Origin of the sequence: Bradyrhizobium sp. USDA 4538 (assembly GCF_024171045.1) — a bacterium.
Lineage (GTDB): Bacteria > Pseudomonadota > Alphaproteobacteria > Rhizobiales > Xanthobacteraceae > Bradyrhizobium > Bradyrhizobium australafricanum.
The window spans coordinates 801190-820635 of the sequence record NZ_JALJZE010000001.1; the positions used below are offsets into that span (position 1 = coordinate 801190).

Annotated in this window: 17 protein-coding genes; 5 read left to right on the forward strand and 12 right to left on the reverse strand. The window is 64.5% G+C overall.

Annotation, left to right across the window (positions count from 1 at the left end; genetic code table 11):
* Positions 1–2 precede the first annotated feature (2 nt).
* The 3 genes from ntrB to J2R78_RS03480 all read right to left on the reverse strand — a co-directional run bounded on the left by ntrB (position 3) and on the right by J2R78_RS03480 (position 3535).
* On the reverse strand, positions 3–905 hold the full coding sequence (gene ntrB, locus J2R78_RS03470) for a nitrate ABC transporter permease (RefSeq protein ID WP_076827017.1): 903 nt from the start codon (positions 903–905) through the stop codon (positions 3–5).
* A gap of 61 nt (positions 906–966) precedes the next feature.
* Positions 967–2277, reverse strand: a complete 1311-nt coding sequence (locus J2R78_RS03475) for a CmpA/NrtA family ABC transporter substrate-binding protein (RefSeq protein WP_253609702.1) — start codon at positions 2275–2277, stop codon at positions 967–969.
* 343 nt (positions 2278–2620) lie between these two features.
* Complete coding sequence (locus J2R78_RS03480; RefSeq protein ID WP_253609703.1) at positions 2621–3535, reverse strand: intradiol ring-cleavage dioxygenase; 915 nt, start codon at positions 3533–3535, stop codon at positions 2621–2623.
* A 169-nt stretch (positions 3536–3704) separates the two neighbouring features.
* On the opposite strand from J2R78_RS03480, the gene J2R78_RS03485 reads away from it, so the two are divergent.
* From J2R78_RS03485 to J2R78_RS03495, 3 genes are all read left to right on the forward strand, one after another.
* Positions 3705–4979: a serine hydrolase gene (locus tag J2R78_RS03485; RefSeq protein ID WP_253609704.1), complete on the forward strand. Its 1275-nt coding sequence runs from the start codon at positions 3705–3707 to the stop codon at positions 4977–4979.
* Between the two features lie 234 nt (positions 4980–5213).
* On the forward strand, positions 5214–6671 hold the full coding sequence (locus tag J2R78_RS03490; RefSeq protein WP_253610072.1) for a sensor histidine kinase: 1458 nt from the start codon (positions 5214–5216) through the stop codon (positions 6669–6671).
* Between the two features lie 87 nt (positions 6672–6758).
* A complete protein-coding gene (locus J2R78_RS03495; RefSeq protein ID WP_253609705.1) occupies positions 6759–8078 on the forward strand; it encodes a dicarboxylate/amino acid:cation symporter in 1320 nt (439 codons plus the stop codon).
* Positions 8079–8129: 51 nt separating this feature from the next.
* Here J2R78_RS03495 and J2R78_RS03500 read toward each other — a convergent pair whose 3' ends face one another.
* Entirely contained in the window at positions 8130–8444 is a 315-nt protein-coding gene (locus tag J2R78_RS03500; RefSeq protein WP_253609706.1) for a hypothetical protein, read from the reverse strand.
* 565 nt (positions 8445–9009) lie between these two features.
* On the opposite strand from J2R78_RS03500, the gene J2R78_RS03505 reads away from it, so the two are divergent.
* Entirely contained in the window at positions 9010–9405 is a 396-nt protein-coding gene (locus tag J2R78_RS03505) for a helix-turn-helix domain-containing protein (protein ID WP_016844123.1), read from the forward strand.
* 522 nt (positions 9406–9927) lie between these two features.
* Positions 9928–10260, forward strand: coding sequence for a hypothetical protein (locus J2R78_RS03510; protein WP_253609707.1), 333 nt, complete (start codon positions 9928–9930; stop codon positions 10258–10260).
* 39 nt (positions 10261–10299) lie between these two features.
* Here the strand turns inward: J2R78_RS03510 and J2R78_RS03515 are convergent, their stop codons facing one another.
* The 8 genes from J2R78_RS03515 to J2R78_RS03550 form a co-directional block, all read right to left on the reverse strand.
* Entirely contained in the window at positions 10300–11382 is a 1083-nt protein-coding gene (locus tag J2R78_RS03515; RefSeq protein ID WP_253609708.1) for an isocitrate/isopropylmalate dehydrogenase family protein, read from the reverse strand.
* A gap of 109 nt (positions 11383–11491) precedes the next feature.
* Positions 11492–12562: an alcohol dehydrogenase gene (locus J2R78_RS03520; protein ID WP_028334327.1), complete on the reverse strand. Its 1071-nt coding sequence runs from the start codon at positions 12560–12562 to the stop codon at positions 11492–11494.
* 84 nt (positions 12563–12646) lie between these two features.
* A complete protein-coding gene (locus tag J2R78_RS03525; protein ID WP_253609709.1) occupies positions 12647–13615 on the reverse strand; it encodes an ABC transporter ATP-binding protein in 969 nt (322 codons plus the stop codon).
* Entirely contained in the window at positions 13612–14598 is a 987-nt protein-coding gene (locus J2R78_RS03530; protein WP_253609710.1) for an ABC transporter ATP-binding protein, read from the reverse strand. The genes J2R78_RS03525 and J2R78_RS03530 overlap by 4 nt, the downstream gene beginning before the upstream one ends.
* Positions 14595–15467: an ABC transporter permease gene (locus J2R78_RS03535; RefSeq protein ID WP_253609711.1), complete on the reverse strand. Its 873-nt coding sequence runs from the start codon at positions 15465–15467 to the stop codon at positions 14595–14597. The genes J2R78_RS03530 and J2R78_RS03535 overlap by 4 nt, the downstream gene beginning before the upstream one ends.
* Complete coding sequence (locus tag J2R78_RS03540; RefSeq protein WP_253609712.1) at positions 15454–16404, reverse strand: ABC transporter permease; 951 nt, start codon at positions 16402–16404, stop codon at positions 15454–15456. The genes J2R78_RS03535 and J2R78_RS03540 overlap by 14 nt, the downstream gene beginning before the upstream one ends.
* 6 nt (positions 16405–16410) lie before the next feature.
* Positions 16411–17952 carry an ABC transporter substrate-binding protein gene (locus tag J2R78_RS03545; RefSeq protein ID WP_253609713.1) on the reverse strand — a complete coding sequence of 514 codons (1542 nt, stop codon included), beginning with the start codon at positions 17950–17952 and terminating at the stop codon, positions 16411–16413.
* A 117-nt stretch (positions 17953–18069) separates the two neighbouring features.
* Positions 18070–19302 carry a CaiB/BaiF CoA-transferase family protein gene (locus tag J2R78_RS03550; RefSeq protein ID WP_253609714.1) on the reverse strand — a complete coding sequence of 411 codons (1233 nt, stop codon included), beginning with the start codon at positions 19300–19302 and terminating at the stop codon, positions 18070–18072.
* Positions 19303–19446 lie beyond the last annotated feature (144 nt).

The following is a 19446-nucleotide window of genomic DNA, read 5'->3' on the forward strand; positions in this document are numbered from 1 at the left end:
CCTCAGTTCGCCGCCGTGCCGCGGGTCACCACTTTGCCGAGGCCCGCAATGAGCCGGTCGAGCACGAAGCCGATGATGCCGACATAGAACAGCGCCAGGATGATTTCGCTGATGTGCGAGGAATTCCACGCATCCCAGATGAAGAAGCCGATGCCGACGCCGCCGATCAGCATTTCCGCGGCGACGATCGCGAGCCAGGACAGGCCGATGCCGATGCGCAGGCCGGTGAACATGTAGGGCGCGGCCGCCGGGATCATGATCTTGGTGAAGAACTCCAGCGGATTGAGCTGCACGACGGCCGCGACGTTGCGGTAGTCCTGCGGGATGTTGCGGATGCCGACCGCGGTGTTGATGATGATCGGCCACACCGAGGTGATGAAGATCACGAAGATCGCCGAGGGCTGGCCGTCGCGGAATGCGGCCAGCGACAGCGGCAGCCAGGCGAGCGGCGGGATGGTGCGCAGCACCTGGAACAGCGGATCGAGCCCGCGCATCGCCCAGACCGACTGTCCGACCAGCGTGCCGAGCGCGATGCCCGCGATGGCCGCGAGCGAATAGCCGTAGGCGACGCGCTGCAGGCTGGCGGAGAGATGCCAGAACAGGCCCTTGTCGATGCCGCCATTATCAAAGAACGGATCGAGGATCAGCTCCTTGGTATCTTTGAACACTTTCGACGGCGGCGGCAGGCTGGAGCCGGCGCGCCGGCAGATCAGCTCCCACACCACCAGCAGCAGCGCGACCACGATCAGCGGCGGCACCACGCGCGCCGCGGTCTCCTTCGCCATCCTGGCGTAGGTCTCGGCGCGCGGCGCGCGCTTCGGCGTCATGGTCACGACCGGCGCCGCGGCAGCGGCCGGCGGGATCGCGACCGCCGACACTTCGGTCTTCATGGCAGGCATCGACATTGAACGAAAATCTCCATGGTCAAAAAAAGGAGAGCCGCACTGCTCGCGCGGCTCGCTCAAATCAGACGTCAACACGCTTGATGGACAACGACTTCAGATAGGCCGCGGGATCGGCGGGATCGAACACCTTGCCGTCGAAGAAGGTCTCCTTGCCGCGCGAGGTCGAGGCCGGAATGTCGGACACGCCAAGCTCCTTGGCGGCCTCCTTCCAGAGATCCTCGCGGTTCACCTTGGCGATCAGCGCCTTGGTGTCGAAGCCTGCCTCGTACTTGCCCCAACGGATGTCTTCCGTGAGGAACCAGAGGTCGTGGCTCTGATAGGGATAGGAAGCGTTGTCGCTCCAGAACCGCATCTGCTGCGGCGAATTCTCGACCACGCGGCCGGTGCCGTAGTCGAACTTGCCCTTCATGCGGTCGGTGATGTCCTCGACCGGGCAGTTGATCCACTGCCGCTTAGCGCAGATCGCCGCGGTCTCCTCGCGGTTCTCCGCCTTCTCGCACCACTGCTGGGCTTCCATGACAGCCATCAGCAGCGCCTTCGCGGCCTTCGGATTCTTGTCGACCCAGGCGGCGCGCAGGCCGAACGATTTCTCCGGATGCTTGTCCCAGAGCTCGCCGGTCGTGATCGCGGTATAGCCGATCTCCTGATGTATCAGTTGCAGATTCCACGGCTCGCAGACGCAGAAGCAGTCCATCGTGCCGACCTTCATGTTGGCCACCATCTGCGGCGGCGGCACCACGATGGTCTCGATGTCCTTGTCGGGATCGATGCCGCCAGCGGCGAGCCAGTAGCGGATCCACAGATCATGCGTGCCGCCCGGGAAAGTCATCGCGGCCTTCACCGCCTTGCCGGAGGCCTTCTTCTTCTCCAGCGCCGCCTTGAACGGCGCGGTGTCGATGCCGACCTTGAGATCGGCATATTCCTTGGCGACCGAGATGCACTGGCCGTTCAAATTGAGCCGCGCCATGATGTACATCGGCGTCGGCTGATTGTTCTGCGTTACCTTGCCGGCCGAGATCAGATACGGCATCGGGGTCAGGATATGCGCGCCGTCGATGCCGTTGCCCTCGGAGCCGAGCACGAGGTTGTCGCGCGTGGTGCCCCACGAGGCCTGTTTCTGCACCTCGACATCGGGCATGCCGTATTTGGCGAAGATGCCCTTCTCCTTGGCGACGAACAACGGCGAGGCATCGGTCAGCGCAATGAAGCCGAGCTTGGCAGCCTTCACTTCCGGACCGGCGCCCTGCGCGAATGCACCTGCGGGAAAGTTGAGCTTGGCCGCGGCGAGCAGCGCGGCGGCGCCGCTGCTTGCCTTGAGTAGCTGACGGCGGCTGAGGCCGCGGCTTGGCGGCTTGTCGGTGGGCTTGGTCATCGGTCGTCCTTTGCGTCGTTGCGTTGCGGTGTTGCGTCAGTGCGTCGAGCGCCGCCCTTCGGATGGCGACGCGCGCAGGGCGCAAAAAGGCGTGCACCGGGAAGGCCCCGGTCTGGCGGCGTCAGAAATCCGATGGGGTAGCCTCGAGGGACGGCTTCAATGGCGTCGGCTAATGATTATTCAAGCCTTGTGCCAACCTACCGCAGCGCGAAAATGGATTTCGCTGCAAAGCCTTGCGCAACATGTCGCAGCGCGCGCGAGTTTTCCGCGCGCTGCCAAAACTTGCGATTCGCCCAATCTTTGTGCGGCGCACAAGAGTTGAGCAGAAACGTTCAGAAACCGATCAGGCGTCCTCGGTGACCTTGGTGCCGAGCGGCGCGGGCGCCATTCCGCCGCCGGGCTTCACACGGAATTCGTAGGTCATCAGGCTCCACGGCCCATCCGATCGCTGGCCATCGGGCATGACAGGATCGGTGCGGCGCTCGACCTTGGCGATCAATTCATCCTTCACGCCGAACACGACGTCGGAATCGATGTACTTGTCGCCCTCGACGAAGACATGCGTGATCAGAGGCTCGTAGCCCTTGGCGTTGACCAGGAAGTGCACATGCGCCGGCCGCATCGGGTGACGGTTGGTCTGCGTGATCATCTGCCCGACCGGGCCGTCGGTCGGGATCGGATAGCTGCACGGCACGATGGTGCGGAAGAAGAAGCGGCCGTCGGCATCGGTGATGAAGCGCGCCCGCGACGACGGACCTTCGGTGGCATAGCTCGGCTTCTGCGAGTCATAGAATCCGTCATCGTCCGCGTGCCAGATATCGACCGGCACATTGGCCAGCGGCTTGCCGTCAAGGTCGGTGACGCGGCTCTGCACGAACATGCGCTCGCCCGGCAGGCTTGCCGAGATGTCGGTGCCGTGCGGCGTCACCTTGTGCTCGCCGACATAGAACGGGCCGAGCACGGTGGTCTCGGTCGCGCCGTCGCGATCGCGATGGTTGACCGCATCGACCAGCATCGACACGCCGAGCACGTCGGACAGCAGGATGAACTCCTGGCGGATGTCGGTGCACTTCTGCCCGGTACGGGTCAGGAAGCCGATCGCCTGGTCCCATTCCTCGAAGGTGAGATCGGTCCTGCGCACATAATCGTGCAGCGACTTCACCAATTCCTGCAGCAGGAACTTGGCCCGCGGATCGGGTGTCTGGTCGAAGCTGCGGATGACGGCGGCGGTGAGCTCGGTTTCGTTGAACTGGGTCATCTCGGCGTTTCCCTTGACGGATACCTTGGCAGATACTTTGGGCCCCTTCGGGGGCGCGATTGCAGGGGCGACGGTACACCACCAGCTCAATGCCGGTAAGCGGCAGCGGATTGGTGCAGCAGACACTTTTCGGCTATCAAGGCTGCCTTGCAAGCCGGAGAAACGCCTGATGCTAGCCCCCACGCCTGCCTCGCCCGAATCCGCGGGAATGTCGACCACTGCCCTCAACCGCCTCGAAGCGCATCTGAAGAGCCGCTACATCGATGCCGGCCGTTTTCCTGGCACGCAGGTCCTGATCTATCGCCGCGGCAAGATCGTGCATTCCAAGGTCCAGGGCTTTGCCGATCTCGAGCGCAAGGCGCCGGTCAAGGACGACACCATCTTCCGCATCTATTCGATGACCAAGCCGATCACATCAGTCGCCTTCATGATGCTGGTCGAGGAAGGCAAGGTCGCGCTCGATGAGCCGGTCGCGAAATATATTCCGGAATGGAAGAACCTCGGCGTATTCGTCGCCGGCACCGCGCCCGCCTTCCTGACCCGCCCACCGACGCGGCCGATGCAGATCGTCGACCTCTTGCGCCACACTTCGGGCCTCACTTACGGCTTCCAGCAGCGCTCCAATGTCGACGCGGCCTATCGCGAGAAGAAGATCGGCGAGGTCATCAAGGCCGGCACGCTCGACGGCATGATCGAGGATCTGGCGAAGATCCCGCTGGAATTTTCGCCGGGCGAAGCCTGGAACTACTCGGTCTCGACCGACGTGCTCGGCTATCTCGTCGGCAAGATCTCAGGTGTGCCGTTCGAGCAATTCCTGAAGGAGCGTATCTTCAAGCCGCTCGGCATGAACGACACGGATTTCTTCGTACCGGCCGACAAGGCGCATCGGTTTGCCGCCTGCTATTCCGCCGATCCGCAGGGCGGCTTCAACCCGCTCGCCGCCGAGCGCAAGGGCACGCTGACGCTGCAGGACGATCCGACCACCAGCTCGTTCCTGGCGCCGCCTTCGCTGATCTCGGGCGGCGGCGGACTGTGCTCGACCGCGGCCGACTACCTGACCTTCTGCCGGGCGCTGCTCAATGGCGGCGAGCTCGGCGGCGTCAGGCTGCTCGGCCCGAAGACGCTGAAGCTGATGACCTCGAACCATCTGCCCGGCGGCGTAGATCTGCCGGCGATGTCGCGCTCGATGTTCGCCGAAGCCGCCTATAACGGCATCGGCTTCGGCCTCGGCTTCGCCGTCACCATGCACCCGGCGCAGACGCTGATCGCCGGCAGCCCGGGCGAATTCAACTGGGGCGGCGCCGCGACGACGTCGTTCTTCATCGACCCGGCCGAGGAGCTGATCACGATTTTCATGACCCAGGTGCTGCCGTCGAGCGCCTATCCGTTGCGGCGCGAGCTGCGCACCATGGTCTACGCCGCGATCACCGAGAGCAATCTCTGACATGGCGTCATTCCGCGGCGCACACTCCTCGTTCGAGCATGATCCTTTCGGAAAACCGCTTCACACTTTTCCGGATCATGCTTTGGGCGCCGCGGAACCTTTCTGATATAAAACTATTTCCTTTGGCGAATTTTTCCCGCCTCCCCTAAGCTCGCAGCGAATGGGCACCGACCCGGGGACTTCGTGCCGAAACTGACATTGCCAGTCCGTCTCGCGCTTCTGGTCGCGGGAACGATGTTGCCGCTGATCATTTTCGCGGTCGGGATCGCCTTCCACAATTATCAGCGGGATCGCCAGGCCGCCACGCAGCGCGTGCTGGAGACGGCGCGCAGCATCCGCCTGCTGCTCGATGCGGAAATGCAGCGCATGACCGGCGGGCTGCAAGTGCTGGCCCTGACCAACTCGCTGCGCAACAGCGACTTCGACAATTTCCGCCGCGTCGCGATCGGCTTCATCGACCAGTACGGCAAGGATGGCGTGGTGCTGGTGGCGGACCGCGCCGGTCGCCAGGTATTCTCCTCGCTGACGCCGGACACTGCGAGCCTGCCGCCGCGCAACAATCTCGAGATCCTCGAGAAGGTGTTCGCGACGCGGCAGCCGCAATACTCCAACCTGTTCTTCGGCGCGGTGAAGCAGCGGCTGATCATCACCGTCGAGGTACCGGTGATGCGCGACGGCGAGGTGCTCTACGACATCTCCTTCAGCCCGCCGATCGAGGTGTTCCAGGCCATCATCGAGAAGCAACGCCTCAACCAGGACTGGACCATCTCGATCTTCGACAGCGACGGCGTCAACCTCGCGCGGGTGCCAAATCCGCAGGCGACCATCGGCCAGCGCGCCTCGCCATCGTTGTTTGCCGAGATGTTCCGCCGCGGCGAGGCGACGCTGCCGACCGTCTCGCTGGAGGGCGTGGCGCTGATCACCGGTTTCACCCGGTCGCGCGTCACCGGCTGGACCGTCGCCGCGGGGATCGCGGAGAACTCGCTGGTGGCGCCCCTGTGGCGCTCGCTGGCGATCACCAGCGTGATCGGCGGCGTCCTGCTGCTGGTCGGGCTCGGCTTTGCGGTGCGGATGGCAACCACGATCGCGCGCGGCGAGATGCTGCACGACCTGCTGATCGAAGAGCTCAACCACCGCGTCAAGAACACACTGGCGATCCTGCAATCGATCGCCACGCAGACCTTCCGCAGCGCAAGCCGCGCCGAGCGCGACAAGTTCGAGGGGCGGCTCGGCGCGCTGGCCGAGGCGCACAATCTGCTCTCCACCGACAAATGGCAGGGCTCCGACTTCCAGGACGTCGTCAGCCGCGTGCTGCGGCCCTACCTCTTGAACACGTCCGCGCGGGTCAGGATGTTCGGCCCCCGCGTGCCGCTGTCGCCCCGGCTTGCCTTGGTGCTGTCGATGATCCTGCACGAGATGGCGACCAACGCCGCCAAATATGGCGCACTGTCCAACGACACCGGCACGGTGACGCTGGATTGGGAAATCCTCAACGAGAGCCCCGGACCGAAGCTACGGATGATCTGGACCGAAACCGGCGGCCCACAGGTCACCGCGCCGGTCCAGCGCGGCTTCGGCTCCCGGCTGATCGAGCGCAGTGCCCGCGACCAGCTCGGCGGCGAGGCCACCGTGGATTTCCTGCCCCACGGCGTCGTCTACACCGTGACCAGCACCCTCGAAATCGACGGCTGACCCGGCAGGAGTGGCCGATCCTGCGACATCTTGGCACGCAAGTTGCTAAGATTGGCGGGTTCGGCCGGCCAGAAACAGGGGGAAGTCATGTCGACCATCGCAGCGGAAGCGACAGTTGCGCGCAAGCCGCTTTACACATCGCTGTTCGTGCAGGTGCTTGTCGCGCTGCTGCTCGGCATCCTCATCGGCATGGCCGCGCCCGATTTCGCGATCGGGTTGAAGATATTCAGCGATGCCTTCCTGAAGCTGATCTCGATGATCGTGGCGCCGATCGTGTTCTGCGTCGTCGTGCACGGCATCGCGGGTGCCGGCGACCTCAAGAAGGTCGGCCGGGTCGGCGTCAAGGCACTGGTCTATTTCGAGACGATGACGACGGTCGCGCTCGTGGTCGGACTGCTGCTCGCCTATCTGTTCGGCCCCGGCCACGGCATGAACATCGATACCTCGACGCTGGATGCCAAGGCCCTCGGCAACTATGCCAGCAACGCGCAGAAGCTGAAGGGCGAAGGCATCGGCAGCTTCCTGCTCAACATCATCCCGACCACCTCGTTCGACGCACTGTCGCGCAACGACGTGCTGCAGGTGTTGTTCTTCGCCATCATCTTCGGCGTCAGCCTGGCACTGGTCGGCGGCGAGAAGGGCGAGAAAATCTCCTCCTTCATCGACGCGGTCTCGACCGTGCTGTTCCGCGCCATGGGCCTGATCGTGCGCTTCGCTCCGATCGGCGTGCTCGGCGCCGTCGCCTATACGGTCGGCAAATACGGCGTCGGTTCGCTGAAGCAGCTGCTGTCGCTGGTCGCGCTGTTCTACGTGTCGGTCGCGATCTTCGTGCTCGGCGTGCTTGGCGCCGTGATGGCGCTCGCCGGCATCAACATCCTCAAGTTCCTCGGCTACCTGCGCGAGGAGCTGATGATCGTGGTCGCCACGGCATCGTCCGACGCGGTGCTGCCGCAGGTGATGCGCAAGCTGGAGCGTTTCGGCGTCAAGGATTCGGTGGTCGGCCTCGTGATCCCGACCGGCTATTCCTTCAACCTCGATGCCTTCTCGATCTACCTGACGCTCGCGGTCGTGTTCATCGCGCAGGCGACCAACACGCCGCTGTCGTTCGGCGACCTGATGCTGGTGCTCGGCGTGTCGCTGATCACCTCGAAGGGTGCGCATGGCGTGCCCGGCTCGGCGATCGTCATCCTGGCGGCGACGCTCAACGCCGTGCCGAGCATCCCGGCGATTGGCCTCGTGCTGGTGCTCTCGATCGACTGGTTCATCGGCATGGCGCGCGCAGTCGGCAATTTGATCGGCAACTGCGTGGCCACCGTCGTGGTCGCGGCATGGGAAGGTGACCTCGACCGCGACAAGGCCCGTCGCGTGCTCGAAGGCGCCGAGGCGGTTGACGTGACTGCGGGCTGAGCCGCGCGTCCCAAGCCGAGCGGCGTCCCGCGCGTGGCGCGGGGCGCTGACTTACTTGATCAGCCTCAAATACGGCGGAAGTTGCCGGCCCGTCGATTGTTCCAGCACGGGCTCATCCGAAGCGATCATGTCACAGAGGGCCTTCAGCTCGGAATCCGTCACCTTGTGGAGCTCCATCCGAAGCTCGAGGATGGCGAGGGACAACAGCCGTGCCGTCTCCGTGTTCGCCCGGTCGGTCAGGAACGCCTGACATTCCTCCAGCGTTGCAAGCAGCGCCAGCAACCGTTCTTCCGTGTTTGCGACCGGCATATCTTCAACTCCCGAAGCCGCGAGGTAGAGTCGAGGCATTCCCCTCTTTCGCTTCATTGGCCCCTCCCGCCAGAGTTCGCCGGCTTGTCGTAGGCACACATTTGTTCCAGATGATTGAGAACTTTTGGGCAATTGTCCAGCAACATTCCGAAAGCCTGACTTGGACTTACGTCAAACTCTTGCAAATCGGATGATTCAGTCAAGCACCCGCCAGCCACCTCTCGACCTCAGGCTGCACTAGCTGGGGTTGCATCCGTGCAACGACGCCCGTACAATATAGTGGCCCGTAGAACTACGGGCGCTGTGCATTGACGCCTATTATGCATGTGCGCAAAATCTGTGTCGATCAAACTCGCGCTAGTTGTGGTTTGGTCAATATTTTGCCAAATGTAGAGGGCGGGGTGTCGACAGACACCTTGGCGCGGTCGACTTCAGGTAGTCGACCGAGTTGGTACTAGGGTGTTTCCAATGCGCTTTTGCGGTTGGATACCATCCCGCGATCTTCCTGGATTTCGTGGTTCCGACGAACTGGCGATCCACTCGAGCTTAACGCGGTACATCATGAACGTGTCCCTGACCCAGCCGGGCCAGGGATTCTCGATTTGAAGGACGGGTCACAAGAATGAACAGATCAGCAGCAAAGAAGATGAAGCAGCGCAGTGCCGGCAAGCCGGACATTGAGTTGGGCAAGCGGATTCGCCTGCGCCGTGTCGAGCAAAAGATCTCGCAGGCCGAACTCGGCGACAAGCTTGGCGTCAGCTTCCAGCAGGTTCAAAAGTACGAGAAGGGCGTCAACCGTGTCGGCGCTGCCCGCCTTCAGCAGATCGCGACGGCGCTGGATGTGCCGGTCACCTTCTTCTACGACGGCGACAATAAGGCCCGCGAAGTCGAGAGCCTGCTGTTCCTCGACAGCGCGTTCAGCCTCCGGTTGCTGCGCGCCTACAGCAAGATCAAGGATCAGACGGTGCAACGTCAGCTGGTGTCGCTGATGGAATCGATCGCCGCCAACGAAGACTGAGCGCAGATCGGGTCGCGTCACCGCGAACGCGATCCCACCACACCGCAACGGCCGGTCACCGGCCGCTGCGGCTGCACACGCCGGTCGGGCCAGGAAGACGTCGAAGCGCTGCCATCGCCGATGGCGGCGCTTTTTCTTGAGGCGCTTCTGTCTTTCAAGATTTTGTGATCCAGGCGGATAGCTTCAATACCCGCCGGATGCACGGTCATGAAGCGGCGACGAGCATCGCGCCATGATCTCACCGCTCCACGTGAGCATGATCTTCGCGCAGGTAGCCGCGCATGCGCGTCGCTCTTTTCAGCTCGCGCTTCGACTGCCCATCTCGCGCAGCGCATGCGCGCGCAATGCGTCGCTATTCTGTCGCGCGGCCAATTGTCGCCCGCACATCAGGCGACCTCATAACTCCCGCATTTCCTCAGTTGAACCGGCGCCGCCAGAACCAAGTGCACGAGCCTGTCTTTTTTGTCGCAGCAACGAAGTGGCCCGCATGGACGTTCTCAGGCTTCAACCAAGGAGATCTCGATGAATATCAAGCTTGCCGTTATTGGACTCGCCGCGCTTGGAAGCGCAGCGTTGATGTCCGGCGCGGCATCCGCGATGCCCAACGGGCTTCCGCAAGCCGGTCACATCGCGGGCGAAACGTCCAATGTCGACAAGGTGCGTCAGGTCTGCGATCGCTGGGGCCGCTGCTATTGGCGACCGGGCGCATACGGCTACTACGGACCGCGCCATCACGGATGGCATCATCGTCCGCAATTCCACCATCGCCCGCATCATTACGGGCACCGCCCTCATCACGGCGGACATCAGGGTGGCCATCACGGCGGCGGACACCACGGCGGACACCATCGCTAATCATCAGCGAGGGGGCTTCGGCCCCCTCACCCTTCCGCGCTAGAGCGCTGCCAGCACCGCCTTCGCGACATCGGTCGTGCCGTTGCTGCCGCCGAACTCAAACGGCTTGATGCCGTCGGCGTAGACCTTGTCGACCGCGCGCTCGATCCGCTCGCCGGCCTCGGCGGCGCTTTCGAGTCCATGCTTGTCGGCGAGCCAGTCCAGCATCATCGCGGCCGACAGGATCATCGCGGTCGGATTGGCCTTGCCCTGCCCCATGATGTCGGGCGCCGTGCCATGACACGGCTGAAACACCGCGTAGCGGTCGCCGATGTCGGCTGACGGCGCCATGCCCATGCCGCCGATCAGACCGGCGGTGAGATCGGACAGGATGTCGCCGAACATGTTCTCGGTCACCATGACGTCGAAGTCCCACGGACGCTTCACCAGCGCAGCCGCGGCCGCATCGATGTAGAGGTGGTCGGCCCTGACGTCGGGATGACACTTCGCAGTCTCATCGAAGATGTTCCGGAAGAATGCGAACGCCTTGAACACGTTCGCCTTGTCGACGCAGGTCAGCCCGCCATTGACCTTGCCGCGCGCCTTGCGGCGTTCGGCGAGCCGGAACGAGAACTCGAACAGCCGCTCAGAGGTGTGGCGCGTGATCACCATCGTCTCGCGCGCCTCGCTGTCGGTGACGACGCCCTTGCCCATCGAGGCGAACAGGCCCTCGGTCGATTCCCTGATCACGACGAGGTCGATGCCCTTCTGGTCGGCGCCGACGATCGTGCTCGATACACCGGGGATCAACCGCGCGGGCCGCACGCCGGCATAGAGATCGAAGATCATGCGCAACTCGATCTGCGGCGCGATCTCGGTGTTGTCGGGGTAGCGCACCGACGGCAGGCCGCAGGCTCCGAGCAGGATCGCGTCGGCCTCCTCGCACAGCCGGATCGTGCTCTCCGGCATCGACTTGCCGGTTTCCTTGTAATGGCCCGCGCCGGCCGGCGCCTCGGTGAAGCGAAATTTGAGACCGGCCGACGCCTCGATCTTGCGCAGCACGTCGAGCGCCGGCGCCATCACTTCGGGGCCGATGCCGTCGCCACCGAGGACGGCGATGTGAAGTGCGTTGTTGGCGGACATGAGAATCTCCGGAGCTCAACAGTCATTCCGGGGCGATGCGAAGCATCGAACCCGGAATCTCGAGATTCCGGGTTCACGCTTCGCGTGCCCCGGAATGGCGGAAGGGAGACTACGGCGTCAGCACCGCGCGGCCGACCAGCTGGCCCTTCTGCAGATTTGTCAGCGCTTCGTTCGCCTTTGCCAGCGGCATCGGCGTGACCGGGATCGCCGGAATCTTCTTGGTCCGCACGAGGTCGAGCAGCTCCTGGGTCTCGCGCAGATTGCCGACATAGCTGCCCTGGATGGTGACCGCCTTGATCGGGATCAGCGGCAGCGCCCAGGGCGCGCCGCCGCCGAACAGGCCGACGATCACGAGCTTGCCGCCCTTGGTCAGGCAGTCGAAGCCGAGTTGCGAGGTCTGGGCGTTGCCGACCAGATCGATCGCGGCACGGATCGGCTGGCCGGCCTTCTTGACAAGCTGTTCCAGCGCGTCGGGCGCCTTGCCGTCGACGGTCGCGAGCGCACCCGCGGCCTCGGCCGCCTCGCGCTTCCTGGCGTCGATATCGACCACGATCGCTCCCTTGCCGCCCATCGCCTTCAGCAGCGAGAGCGCCATCAGCCCGAGACCGCCGGCGCCGAAGATCACGATCGGTGTGTCGAGATCCTTCTCGACCTTCTTCAGCGCGCTGTAGGTCGTGACACCGGAGCAGGCATAGGGCGCGGCCGTGACGGGATCGAGCCCCTTGAGGTTGAGCAGATACTTCGGATGCGGCACCGTCATGTGGTCGGCGTAGCCGCCGTCGCAATAGACACCGAGCGCATTCGGCTTGATTGCGCACATGTTCTCGTCGCCGCCGAGGCAGGTCGGGCACTTGCCGCAGCCGAGCCAGGGATAGGCCAGCGCGACATCGCCGACCTTGAGGCCGCCCTTGTCGGCGTCCTTGACGTCGGGCCCGAAGGCCACGATCTCGCCGACCGTCTCATGGCCCATCGTGCGCGGCAGCGAGACGCCGCGATCCTTCAGCGACAGCGGCTTGCGGCCGTGGCCGAGATCATAGCCGCCCTCCCAGATGTGCAGATCGCTGTGGCAGACGCCGGCGGCCTTGACCTTGATCAGCACCTGCGTGCCGGACGGCTGCGGCGTCGGCTGATCGACCTCCTTCAAGGGGGCGTTGAAATCGACGACCTGGAAACTCTTCATCGCTGTTCTCCCGTAGCTTGTTCTTGCGGCGGACCTTGCCACGCCTGCCCGTCCGGGACAAACGCGGTGTCGGCCTCCGGATATTTAGATCAGGGGATGATGGCAAGCCGCGAACTGGCCGGGCGCAACCACACGCAGTTCCGGCACTTCGCTGGCGCAGCGCGTGTCGGCCCGGGGGCAGCGGGTGCGGAAACGGCAGCCGGAGGGCGGCGCAATCGGCGACGGCGGCTCGCCGACCGGCACGCTTTGGGTCGGACGGACATCCGGATCCGGCACCGGGATCGCCTCGATCAGCAGCGCGGTATAGGGATGCGCCGGCCGTGCAAACAACTGCTCCGACGGGCCGACCTCGCAGAGCCGGCCGAGATACATCACCGCGACGCGATCTGAGACCGCCTTCACCACGGCGAGGTCGTGGGCGATGAACAGCAGGGTCAGGCCGTAGCGCGCCTTCATCTCCTCCAGCAGATTGAGGATCTGGGCGCGGATCGAGACATCGAGCGCGGACACCGGCTCGTCGCAGATCACGAATTCCGGATTGAGCACCAGCGAGCGGGCGATGCAGATGCGCTGGCATTGTCCGCCGGAGAATTCATGCGGCAGGCGTCCGCTCACCAGCGCCGGATCGAGGCCGACCGCCGACAGCACGTCACTGACGCGCCGCCGGCGTTCCTCGGGATCCTTGACGCCCGCGATCACCAGCGGCTCGGCGACGATGTCGCCAATCCGCCGCCGCGGATTGAGCGAGGCAATCGGGTCCTGGAAGATCAGCTGCACGCGCCGGCGCATCTTGCGCAGTGGCTCGCCCTTCAGCGTGGTCAGATCGTGCCCATCGAACAGCACCTTGCCGGAGACGGCCTGGCGCAGCTGCAGCACCGCGCGGCCGAGGGTGGACTTGCCGCAGCCGGATTCGCCGACCAGCCCCAGCGTCTCGCCGCGCGCGATCTCGAGGCTGACATCGGAGACGGCATGGATGGTCTTGCCTCCCACCGAATATTCGACGACGAGGTTTTCCACCTTCATCAGCGGATCGGGTGCTGCCTGCAGCATCATGCGCGGATCCCCGCGGTGATCGGATGGAAGCAGGCGTAGAGATGCTCCGGGGTTTCGGCCCGGCTGAGCTGCGGCTTCTCCGCGCCGCAGCGCTCCGCGGAATAGCGGCAGCGCGGCGAAAACGAGCAGCCCTTGAGCGGCCGGGTCGGATCGGGCGGCCGCCCCGAAATCGCCGGCAGCGGCGTATGCGGCGCGACGTCGAGCTTCGGCAACGCGGCGAGCAGCGCCTCGGTGTAGGGCATCCGCATCTGCTTGAACAATGCCGGCGTCGGCGCGCGTTCGACGACGCGCCCGGCATACATCACCGCGACCTCGTCGGTGCGGCCGGCGACCACGCCGAGGTCATGCGTGATGATGATCATCGCCATGTGACGGCGCTGCTGCTCGCGCGCCAACAGATCGAGGATCTGCGCCTGGATCGTGACGTCGAGCGCGGTGGTCGGCTCGTCCGCGATCAGGAGCTGTGGCTCGCAGGACAGTGCCACCGCAATCGCGACGCGCTGGCGCATGCCACCGGAGAGCTGGTGCGGATATTGCGCGAGGCGCTGCTCGGGCGCGGGAATGCCGACCGCCGCCAACAGTTCGATGCTGCGCTGCCGGGCCTCGGCAAGATCGAGCTCGAGATGTTCCACAATGGTCTCGATCAGCTGGGTGCCGATGGTCAGCACCGGATTGAGCGAGGTCATCGGGTCCTGGAACACGATCGCCAGCGAGCGGCCGCGCAGCTTGCGCAATTTCTCGGCCGGGAGTTTCGTCAGGTCCTGCCCGTCGAACATCACGCGGCCGGACAGTTTCGCCTTCTTGGGCAACAGCTGCAGGATCGCGCGCGACAGCATGGTCTTGCCGCACCCGGACTCGCCGACGATGCCGAGCGTCCTGCCGGCGCCGACGGCGAGATCGACATGATCCACCGCCCGCAGATTGCCGCGCGGCGTCGGCAGGTCGACCACCGCATTCTCGACCGAGAGCAGCGTCCGGCTCATAGCGCCCCCTGCCTGGGATCGGTCAGCGCACGCATCGTATCGCCGATCAGGTTGAACGAGAGCACGGTCAGGAACATCGCGATCGCCGGAATGAAGGCGAGCCGCGGCGCCACCTCGAGGCTCTCACGCCCCTCCCCGATCATGCTGCCCCAGCTCGAGATCGGCGGCGGCACGCCGAGGCCGAGGAACGACAGCGAGCCCTCGACCACGATGGTGACGGCGACGCCAAGCAGAAAGAAGGCGAGCAGCGGCAGCATCACATTGGGCAGCAGCTCGCGCAGCAGGATGCGCGCATGCGTGGCGCCGAGCGCCTGCGCCGCGATGACGAATTCGCGCCGCGCCAGCGACAAGGTCGCCGCCCGCGCCACCCGCATGAAGGCGGGAATGCCGAGCACACCGAGGATGCAGGTCAGATTGAAGATCGACTGGCCGAGATAGGCGGTGACCGCAAGCGCCAGGATCAGCGGCGGGAACGCCAGCAGCACGTCCATGCTGCCGACCACGAAGGATTCGAAACGGCCGCGGAAATAGCCCGCGAGCATGCCGAGCGCGCCGCCGATCGTGACACCGATCATCGGTGCGCAGAGACCGACGATCAGCGAGATGCGCGCGCCATAGATCAGCCGCGACAGCTCGTCACGGCCGAGACCGTCGGTGCCGAGCCAATGCTCGGCGGAGATCGGCGCCCGCCGCTCCAGCATGTCCATGTCGGTCGGGCTCGGCAGCGGCAGCAGGTCGGCAAAGATCGCGACCGCGAACACCAGCGCCATCCAGCCGATCGCGATCCAGAACAGCATGCCGAGCCCGCGGCGGCGCCGGACCGGCGTCGCACCGGCCTCTTCCTCGAGGCTGAGCTCAAGCGTGGCCATGGCGGATCCTTGGGTCGAGAAGGGCGTAGAGCATGTCGACGACGAAGTTCATGATCACGAAGCCCGCGGCAACCAGCAGCACCACGCCCTGCAGGATGATCAGATCGCGGGTATAGATCGCGCCGACCAGGAGGCGGCCGATCCCCGGCAAGGCGAAGATCGACTCGACGATGACGGCGCCACCGATCAGGCGGCCGATATTGATGCCGGTGATGGTGACGAGCGTCAGCGACGACGGCTTCAGCGCGTGCACGAACAGGATGCGCGACGGCTTGAGGCCCTTCGCCTTGGCGAGCGCGATGTAGTCCTCCTGCAGCGCCGCGATCATGTCGGAGCGCAGCACGCGCATGATGCCCGGCCATTCCGCAAGCCCGAGCGTCAGCGCCGGCAGCACCATGAAGCGCAGATTGGCGACCGGGTCCTCGGTGAACGGCACATAGCCGGTCGCCGGCAGCAGGCGCAGCTCGACCGCAAACAGATAGATCAGCAGGATCGCGGACAGGAAGGTCGGCACCGACAGCATGCCGAAGGCCGAGCCGGTCATGAAGCGGTCGAACGCGCTGCCGGCCCTTGCCGCGCAGGCGATCGCGAGCGGCACGCCGATCGCAAGCCCGATCAGCTCGGCCAGGATCATCAGCTCGAACGAGACCGGGATGCGTTCGCTGACGGCCTGCAACACGGTCTGCCCGGTGCGGAAGGACCGTCCGAAATCACCCTGCAGGATGTGCCACAGCCAGCCGAGATAGCGCAGCCAGATCGGCTGATCGAGCCCCATGTCGTGACGCAGGGCCGCGACGTTCTCCGGCGTCGCCTGGTCGCCGAGGATCACATAGGCCACATCGCCGGGCAACAGCGAGGCGATCACGAAAGTCAGGACCGAGACCGCGATCAGCACCGGTACCAGGTACAGGAGCCTGCGCGCGACGAAGAACAGCATGAAAGGCTATTCCTTCCAGGCGTCGGAGACGTCGAGCACCCCGTTGAACATCTTCGGCACGCCCTTCACCTTCGCGCTCGAGATTGCGTAGTAGGTGTTCTGGAAAGTCCAGAACCAGATTGCTTCCTTGTTGATCAGGCGGCTGATCGCGCAATAGTCCTCGGTGCGCTGGGAGACGTCGGCCGTGGTCCGCGCATGCTCCAGCAACCGGTCCAGCTCTGGATTGGAGTAGTTCGCGAGCGCCACCGGGCTGCCGGTGTGGAAATTGGCGTACATCTGCGGATCGGGATCGGCGAGATCGACGATGCGCCACGGCGTGAGCTGGAACTGGCGCATGAAGGCGCGCGGCGGAATGGTTGCCTGATCGACCTGCTCGATCTCCATGTTGGCGCCGATGCGCTTCCAGAATTGCTGCAGCACCTGGCCGCCGGTGCGGCCGCGCGGCGTCGCCGTGACCAGCATCTTGAATTCGACCGGCTTGCCGTAATCCTTGATCAACGCCTTGGCCTTTTCGACATCGTAGGGCAGCGCGCCGTCATCCTTGCACTTCACCCAGGACCCGTCGCCGTAGGGATTGCTGGCCGGTCGCGCCAGGCCATTGGTAATCGCCTGCGACATCTTCGTGCGGTCGAGCGCCATCACCAGCGCCTGACGCACGCGCACGTCGTCGAACGGCGGGACCTTGGTGTTGAAGGCAGCGACTGCAGCCCCCGAGCCTTCATAGGTATGCACGGTCAGGCTCGTGTCCTTGCGCGCCCTGATGATGTTGTCGGCATCGGCTTCGTCGTCCCAGATGATGTCGGCCTCGCCCGATTGCAGCGAGGCAAAGCGCGACTGTGCATCCGGCAAGGGCTTCAGGACGATGCGGTCGAGATACGGCTTGCCCTTGTTCCAGTAGTCCGGGTTCTTCTCGAGCACCATGCGGTCGCCGGCGGTCCAGGACTTCAGGATGTAGGGACCGGTGCCGACCGGGTTGCGGTTGTAGTCGTCGCCCTTGGTCTTCCATGCGGTCGGCGACTGCATGACGTTGTTGGAGCTTTGAATGGTCTGCGTCGCCGGGAAGTTCACGGCCGGGTCGCTGAAATTATAGACCACCGTCAGGTCGTCGACCGGGTTCACGCTGATGATGTTCGTGATGTAGAAGGCGCAACGGCATTTGTTGGCGGGATCCTTCTGGCGGTCGAAATTCTCCTTCACAGCCTTCGCGTTGAATGGCGTGCCGTCATGGAATTTGACGCCTGGCCGCAGCTTGATGGTCCAGGTCTTGAAGTCTTCCGAATGCTCCCATGACAGCGCGAGCTTCGGCTTCACCTCGCCCTTGTCGTCGAGTGTGGTCAGCGTGTCGAAGATTGCGGCCGCCGCGGTATTGGCTGAGGTGTCGTAGACGCCGACCTTGAGCGGGTCGAAGCCGGGAATGTCGAGTTCCTGGCCAACGTTGAGCGTGCCGCCCAGCTTCTGCGCATTGGCCGATGCAGCGAATGCCGCGGCACTGAATCCCGCCACAAGAAATATGCGCGCAACGGCGTGCGCGCGCCCGACCAGCTTCATCAATGCTCCCTCCCAGGTGGGCGACGTCCGGTGTTCCGGATCGTCGTCTGTTGGGCGGCAGATTGTCCGGAATCGCCGCGCGCGACAAGACCGTAATGCGGATGAAAAGCCGCAGGCTTAATGACGCGCCGTCTTTGCCGGTTGCGCCGCGAAGCCTGCGATCTGATCCTCGGAGAGCCCGATCTCCTTCAGATAGGACAGCGTGTGCTCGCCGAGCGTCGACATCCGCTTGCGCGCACCGACCGCAGCGCCGGACATGCGGAACGGCAGATTGAGCACCTTGAAGCTGCCGCCGCCGTCCGCAACGTCGGCCAGCGCGCCGCGATGGGCGATTTGCGGATCGGCGAGCGCCTCGCGCACGGTGCGATAGGCCGATGACGGCACGCCATATTCATTGAGTGCGGCAAGGCAGGCCTGCGTGCTGACCGAGCTCGACCACGCCTCCACGCCCTCCATCAGGCCCGCCCAGTTCTCCCGCCGATCGGAATATTTGGCGAAGCGCGGATCGGACACCCAATCGGGACGACCGATCACCTGCATCAGGTTCTGGAACGTCTTCTCGCTGGCGATCGCCACCATCACGTAGCCGTCGGTGGTCTCGATCGGGCCGAACATCGGGCGCTGGGTTTGCTTCACCTCGAATTGCGACCATTGCAACTCGTTCAGGGTCAGGCTCAGCATCGATTCCAGCATCGAGACGTCGATATGCTGGCCCTTGCCGCTGGCGGCGCGCTGGTAGAGCGCCGCCGAGATCGCACCGAATGCGTAAACGCCGGTCAGCACGTCGGCGTGATAAATGCCGCAATAGTCCGGCCGGCTGCGGCCCGGCTGATAGGCGAGATGAGCCATCTCGTAGCCCGAGGCGGCATGGATCACCGGCGCATAGGCCGGCAATTCCGCCGACGGGCCGGTCTGGCCGTAGCCGGAGATCGAGCAAAAGATCAGCTTCGGATTGATGTCGCGGATAGAGGCATAGTCGAGCTTCAGCCGCCGCATCACGCCGGGACGGAAATTCTCCACCAGCACGTCGGCGGTGGCGATCAGCCGGCGCACGGCTTCGACGCCGGCCGGCGACTTCAGGTCGAGCACCAGGCTGTTCTTGCCTATATTGAGCTGGCCGAACGCCGTCGAGCAATTGTTGCGCACCGGCGGCCGCGTCCGCATCGTCTCGCCCTCGGCGGGCTCGATCTTGATCACCTCGGCGCCCATGTCGGCGAGCATCCGCGTGCAGTGAGGTCCGGCGATCGTGGTCGAAAAATCGAGTACGCGAAGGCCGTCGAAGCTCCGTGTCAAATTCCCCTCATCGTCAGCGGCTATGGTCGTCGGCAAGGCTTCCTCCACCTTCGTCATCGGTTGTTCGGCGTCGCGTGACCCTAAAGTGAGCCGCCCTGGCAGGAAAGCGTCTCGTCCAGACCGGGAGCGCGGGCCGTCTTGCATTTTACTCAAAGGCAGATTGGACCCGATCTTGCATAGCCCTCTCACGGGCTGGAACGA